This is a genomic window from Ralstonia sp. TCR112 (assembly GCF_007997035.1).
Lineage (GTDB): Bacteria > Pseudomonadota > Gammaproteobacteria > Burkholderiales > Burkholderiaceae > Ralstonia > Ralstonia edaphi.
In genome coordinates this window covers 1-5,639 of record NZ_VOSS01000041.1, presented here as the reverse complement: position 1 = coordinate 5,639, position 5,639 = coordinate 1, and the positions used below count along the sequence as shown (strand labels likewise).

Below are 5,639 nucleotides of genomic sequence, written 5' to 3'. Positions count from 1 at the left end.
GGCGGGGCTGGCGAACCGGCTCCCTGTGGCGCCGGCAGACCCGAAGGTCTCCCCGCCCGGCCCGCCATGAACTGGCTTGCGCGAGCGAACGCAGCACGTCGCCGCGAGGCGACATGCATTCACAGGAAATACTTCAGACGGATCGCCAGACCCGGCTGCCGTTGGTGCGGCAGCGGGGGAATTATAGCGATGGGGCCCGTTCCAACTGCCGATTCTGTGCGTTGACGTCAGGCCCATTCCAGGGCGCTAGCGCAACAAACGACCGCTCGCGCGCGTTCCACGCAGGCGCATGCAGTGACGGCTTGACATGCATCAATGGCGCATCGCGCCCGTCTTCTACATTGGCAGTGATATCTGGAGCAAATGACACTCAAGGATGGTCATCATGGCAAACACTCGACGCACCCTTATCGCAACCGTCTCGACCGCACTCGTGTGCGTGTGGGCTTCTCTGGCGCTCGCTGCGGGCCCTTCGAGCAGCGCCGAGCATGACCATACTCACGCAGAGAAGAAAGCCGCAGCACCGGCTGCAACGGCTGTGCAGCAAAGCAATGCCGACTTTGATGCCCAAATTGCTCATCTCCGTGCCATCAGGGAACGCTTGGCATCCGCCAACACGCCTGAACAACGTCAAGCGTTGATGGACGAGCGCATGAAAGTGATGCAGGACATGATGGCTGGCATGCGGCAGACGGGCGACATGAAGCCAATGAAGGGAAAGAGTCAGGCCAGCCAGATGGCGATGTGTCAGGGGATGATGGAACGGCACACGGCCATGATGCAGGAAATGATGCAGATGATGATGGATGGCCAAGGCATGGGCATGGGTGGCGGAATGGGCGGCATGATGTCTAAGTAGGTGGATAGCCGAGTCGCGCAGTGCAGCGCTGGCGCAACGCTCACCGTTGACCCTCCCAAATGGGAGGGTTCATCGTTTCTTGAGCATGAGAAAACGCACGATGCTTCCCGAAGTGAGTGCGTCCGGCAGTAGGCGAACTGATAGGAGCCGATGTCCATGGAAGAGCACCGCCACATCCACGCAGCCGAGCACGATCGCACTCACTCGCATGATCCGCACGCCGGTCATCGCCTTGACGGACACGGTGCAGTGCACGAACACGGCAGGGCCGCACCAGCCCCCGCCGAATCCCAAGCAGGCACCGTCTACACGTGCCCGATGCATCCGGAAATCCGCCAGGACCGCCCAGGGAATTGCCCGATCTGCGGCATGACGCTGGAGCCCGTCATTCCGGAGTTGGACAAAGAAGAGAACCCGGAACTCATCGACTTCCAGCGCCGCTTTTGGTGGACGCTGCCGCTTACCATTGCAACGTTCATCCTCGCGATGTTCGGACACCGATACGGCTGGATGGATGCTTCGCAACAAAGCTGGGTCGAGCTGCTCCTGTCGACCCCCGTGGTGCTGTGGGCGGGCTATCCCTTCTTCCAGCGGTGCGCACAGTCGTTCGTGCACCGCAGCCCGAACATGTGGACGCTGATCGGCCTCGGCACGGGCGCCGCGTATCTGTACAGCGTGATCGCCACCGTCGCGCCAGGACTGTTTCCCCAGACGTTCACCGAGCACGGCCGGATCGGCGTCTACTTCGAGGCGGCGGCGGTCATCATCTCTCTCACGCTGGTGGGCCAACTGTTGGAGCTGAAGGCGCGATCGCAAACTTCTGCCGCCATCAAATCACTGCTGGGTCTGGCCCCCAAGACGGCCCGGCGCGTCAACGCGGACGGCACCGAAGCCGATATACCACTGAGCCATGTGCACGTTGGTGACCGGCTGCGCGTGCGGCCGGGCGAGAAGGTGCCCACCGACGGTATCGTGGTCGAAGGCACCAGCTCGCTTGACGAATCCATGATTACCGGTGAGCCGATCCCCGTGACCAAGCGGGTGGGTGACCACGTGATTGGCGCGACGATGAACACAGCAGGCAGCCTGATCATCGAATCTGAGAAAGTCGGTTCCCAAACCGTTCTCTCGCAGATCGTCCAGATGGTTGCCCAGGCTCAGCGCTCCAAGGCGCCCATGCAGCGCATGGCGGACAAGGTCGCGGGCGGTTTCGTTGTCGCTGTGGTGGCCGTTGCCGTGCTGACCTTCTTCGCCTGGGGCTTCTTTGGGCCGCAGCCAAGCTGGGTGTACGGGCTGATCAACGCGGTCGCCGTGCTGATCATCGCCTGTCCATGTGCGCTGGGGCTTGCCACACCAATGTCGATCATGGTGGCGAGCGGCAAGGGCGCGTCGAACGGCATCTTGTTTCGCGATGCCGCCGCCATCGAGAACCTGCGCAAGGTTGACACCCTCGTGGTCGACAAGACCGGAACGCTCACCGAAGGCAAGCCTGCTTTTGAACGCAGCGTGGGGGCCAACGGTTTTGATGACATGGAAGTGCTGCGCTTGGCGGCCAGTCTGGATCAAGGCAGCGAACACCCATTGGCTGCGGCCATTGTGGAGGCCGCCAGAGCGCGCGGGCTGTCTCTGCACAAGGCGGATAACTTCGAATCCAGCAGCGGCATCGGCGTACGCGGCGCTGTCGCCGGCAAGAAGCTGGCGCTGGGTAATACGGTGTTGATGGAACAAGAACACATCGATGCAGCTCCGCTGGCCCACGCCGCAGACACGCTACGCGCGCGAGGCGCGAGCGTGATGTACCTGGCCGCAGACGGCAGGCTTGCCGGTCTGCTTGCCGTGTCAGATCCCGTTAAATCGACAACGGCGGAAGCGTTGGCGCAATTGAAGGACGCAGGCATTCGTGTGGTGATGGCCACCGGCGACGGCACGGTCACGGCAAGAGCCGTCGCTGAGTCGCTGGGCATCGCCGAGTTTCATGGAGAAGTCAGGCCCGCGGACAAATTGGCGCTGGTGACGAAGCTTCAAAGCGAAGGCCGGACAGTCGCCATGGCAGGCGACGGGATCAACGATGCACCCGCGTTGGCAAAGGCCGATGTCGGTGTCGCCATGGGCACAGGCACGGATGTCGCCATGAACAGTGCGCAGGTCACGCTCGTGAAAGGGGACCTGCGCGGCATCGCACGCGCACGGAACCTGTCCGAGGCAACCATCGCCAACATGAAGCAAAACCTGGGCTTCGCGTTCGTCTATAACGCCCTTGGCGTGCCGCTCGCCGCCGGGGTGCTCTACAGCACAACCGGTTTGCTGCTGTCCCCCATGATTGCAGCGCTCGCGATGAGCCTGAGTTCGGTGTCGGTGGTATCCAACGCGCTTCGTCTGCGCCGGCTAAGTATCTAGCCACTGGGGCGGTTTCCACACTGCCCCGGCGAGCCCAGCCACTCAATGTGCCGGGGGGAGCTTTGCACTCAGCCAGGCAAAGAACGTCGCCGCAAAAAAGGCCCAGAGACCAAGGACGACATCTGCATAGACCGTGCCCCCAAGCGTTGCCTTCCCGCTCTGCAGCGGGTGGAAATCGATGCCATGGAATAGCGCCGTCATGAACTGCATGAACGGCTCTGGAAACGCATACCAGACCACCGCGCACAAAGCGTAGAACAGCATGACCGTCACGCCAAACGTGGCACCTGTTTTGAGCGGCTTCATGGCTGCCTCCTGCTTCAATATCCGGATGTCAGAGCTTCCTATGCACCTTGTCGTTGTGGGCACCAGCGCCAAGGCGGGGAAAGAATGCGGGTGTCTGGTCCCGATAGGCTGCATATTCGGGCCCGAACTCGGCCAGTGCCTCGGCTTCCTCAGCCTTCGCCAGGCGCACATACATCCACACGAGAATCGGGAACATGGCGACTGTCAGCAGGGTCGGCCACTGGAAGAGAAAACCGGCCATGATGAGAATGAACGCCACGTACTGCGGATGTCGCAAGCGCGCGTAGATTCCCGTGGTTGCAAGTCGGTGAGCGCTTTGCGCGACGTAGAGCACGCGCCATGCCGTGGCGAGCAGGATGAAGCCACCAAAGATGAGGACGTTGCTCACGATGTGGAACAAGCCAAAATGCGGATTGGCCCGCCAGCCAAACATGACTTCCAGCAGATGCCCCGAGTCATGCGAAAGAAAGTCGACGCCAGGAAACTTTGCTGTGAGCCATGGATACAGCAGATAAATCGTCAGCGGTATCCCATACATCTCGGTGAACAGCGCAACGATGAACGCCGAGAACGCGCCGAACGAACGCCAGTCCCGCGAGGTTTGAGGCTTCGTAAAGCTGAAGGCAAAGATGATGAAGACGGCGGAGTTGATGAACACCAAGGACCAGAGGCCGTACCCAAATGTGCTGTCGTGTTGCATCACTGTTCTCCCTGGGCGTCGGCGCGGTCAGCCTTGGCCGACGGGTGCCCGTGATGTCGATGGCTGTGACCGCCGTGCATGAATACATGCATCAGCGGACATGCCGCGAGCAGCAGAAACGGCAGGAACTGGATAACGTGCGCCTGATGTTCGGTCCACAGGAAGTACGCAACCACCAATAGAAAACCGACCAGTACAAGCTTCGAACGCGTGATGGCTGGCGCAGCGTCGTCACGTTGTTGCCCATGTTCATGGTTCTCCATATCCGCCTCCGGCCAGAGCAATGGGCTCACCAAGCTACGTTTTCAGTATTGGCGCGATACAGAAAGAGGAGTTGACCCGGATCAACACGATCCAATGACTTGCCCTTGTGCGATACGACAATCAACGGCGCTCTTCTTGCTCGGGCCATAACTGCCGTATTCGATTCAGCCGCCTCGGAGTTGCCATAGCGTCGTTGTCTTGAATTAACGCTTGAATTAACGCTTGAATTAAGGCTCGCAGGGTGGACGGCCCGGCTCTGTCCTTTGAAGACAGCCGCCTCACTACGCCCCGCCTGCATCGGCATTCCCGCCCGTCACGGGAATGCGTCAATCAGTTGTTATTGGCTGTAGCCACGCCGCTCTATGGCGGCTAGCACATCCCACGTTTGCGGATCGACATCGCGGCCCCCAAGCGACATCGAAACGTAGGCGTCAATTGCATCGACAAAGCCCTTCACGAACGGCGGCGGGAACGACTGCGCGGAGAACAGTTGCAGCTGTTCGAGCAGCATGCCCGGCCGGCATTGGCCGTGGGTGCACATGGCAGTGCGGATGCGCTTGAGGTACGCCCGCGCCTCGAGTGCGCCGTTCAGGTAGACGCGGTTTTTGGTGAGTCCGCCTGCGTTGGATGCGGTTGGGGGTGGCGATGTTGGCGGGGAGGGATACGACGCGATTCTCCGCGCCGTCTGTTCACTGCTAGACATAAGGACCTCTCGGAGATGGTGAAAGGCCCGACTTTCGTCGCTAAACGAGGGAGGCGGGCCCGACGATGGGGTTAGCGATCCGGCTCTCCGAGAAAACCGGTAGACCCGAAGGTCTCCCCACCCGGCCCGCCATAGAAAGCGCGCGAGTGTGCTGAGGCCTGCCGCGTGTGACGGCGGCCTCTTCGGAGAGTTACGGATCGCTAAACCCGTGCTGCCGTTGGTGCGGCAGCGGGGGAATTATAGCGATGGGGTACGCACCGGATTCTGATTTTCGTACGCCGAGCTCTGAGCTCGGGCAGCCGAGCCAAAAGCCTCACACGCGGAGCTCCGAGCTCGGGCAGCCGAGCAAAAAGCCTCACACGTCGAGCTCCGAACTCGGACGGCCGAGCAAAAAGCCTCACACGCCGAGC

General features: G+C 61.1%; 6 protein-coding genes. 2 read left to right on the top strand and 4 right to left on the bottom strand.

Annotation, left to right across the window (positions count from 1 at the left end; genetic code table 11):
* The first annotated feature begins 385 nt into the window (after nt 1-385).
* Nucleotides 386-859, top strand: a complete 474-nt coding sequence (locus tag FUT88_RS13010; protein WP_147215673.1) for a hypothetical protein — start codon at nt 386-388, stop codon at nt 857-859.
* 156 nt (nt 860-1,015) lie between these two features.
* Nucleotides 1,016-3,256, top strand: a complete 2,241-nt coding sequence (locus tag FUT88_RS13005) for a copper-transporting P-type ATPase (protein ID WP_147215671.1) — start codon at nt 1,016-1,018, stop codon at nt 3,254-3,256.
* A gap of 42 nt (nt 3,257-3,298) precedes the next feature.
* Here the strand turns inward: FUT88_RS13005 and FUT88_RS13000 are convergent, their stop codons facing one another.
* The 4 genes from FUT88_RS13000 to FUT88_RS12985 all read right to left on the bottom strand — a co-directional run bounded on the left by FUT88_RS13000 (nt 3,299) and on the right by FUT88_RS12985 (nt 5,229).
* Complete coding sequence (locus FUT88_RS13000; protein ID WP_147215669.1) at nt 3,299-3,562, bottom strand: DUF5676 family membrane protein; 264 nt, start codon at nt 3,560-3,562, stop codon at nt 3,299-3,301.
* A 28-nt stretch (nt 3,563-3,590) separates the two neighbouring features.
* Nucleotides 3,591-4,262, bottom strand: coding sequence for a methyltransferase family protein (locus FUT88_RS12995; protein WP_147215667.1), 672 nt, complete (start codon nt 4,260-4,262; stop codon nt 3,591-3,593).
* Nucleotides 4,262-4,525, bottom strand: a complete 264-nt coding sequence (locus tag FUT88_RS12990; protein WP_147215665.1) for a DUF2933 domain-containing protein — start codon at nt 4,523-4,525, stop codon at nt 4,262-4,264. Before FUT88_RS12990 ends, FUT88_RS12995 begins: the two co-directional genes overlap by 1 nt.
* 338 nt (nt 4,526-4,863) lie before the next feature.
* A complete protein-coding gene (locus FUT88_RS12985; RefSeq protein ID WP_147215663.1) occupies nt 4,864-5,229 on the bottom strand; it encodes a hypothetical protein in 366 nt (121 codons plus the stop codon).
* Nucleotides 5,230-5,639: the final 410 nt, after the last annotated feature.

Bases quoted from the DNA above. Each gene is read 5' to 3' on its own strand.
- FUT88_RS13005 (WP_147215671.1), top strand. From the start codon at position 1,016: ATGGAAGAGCACCGCCACATCCACGCAGCCGAGCACGATCGCACTCAC.
- FUT88_RS12995 (WP_147215667.1), bottom strand. From the start codon at position 4,262: ATGCAACACGACAGCACATTTGGGTACGGCCTCTGGTCCTTGGTGTTC.
- FUT88_RS13010 (WP_147215673.1), top strand. From the start codon at position 386: ATGGCAAACACTCGACGCACCCTTATCGCAACCGTCTCGACCGCACTC.
- FUT88_RS12990 (WP_147215665.1), bottom strand. From the start codon at position 4,525: ATGGAGAACCATGAACATGGGCAACAACGTGACGACGCTGCGCCAGCC.
- FUT88_RS12985 (WP_147215663.1), bottom strand. From the start codon at position 5,229: ATGTCTAGCAGTGAACAGACGGCGCGGAGAATCGCGTCGTATCCCTCC.
- FUT88_RS13000 (WP_147215669.1), bottom strand. From the start codon at position 3,562: ATGAAGCCGCTCAAAACAGGTGCCACGTTTGGCGTGACGGTCATGCTG.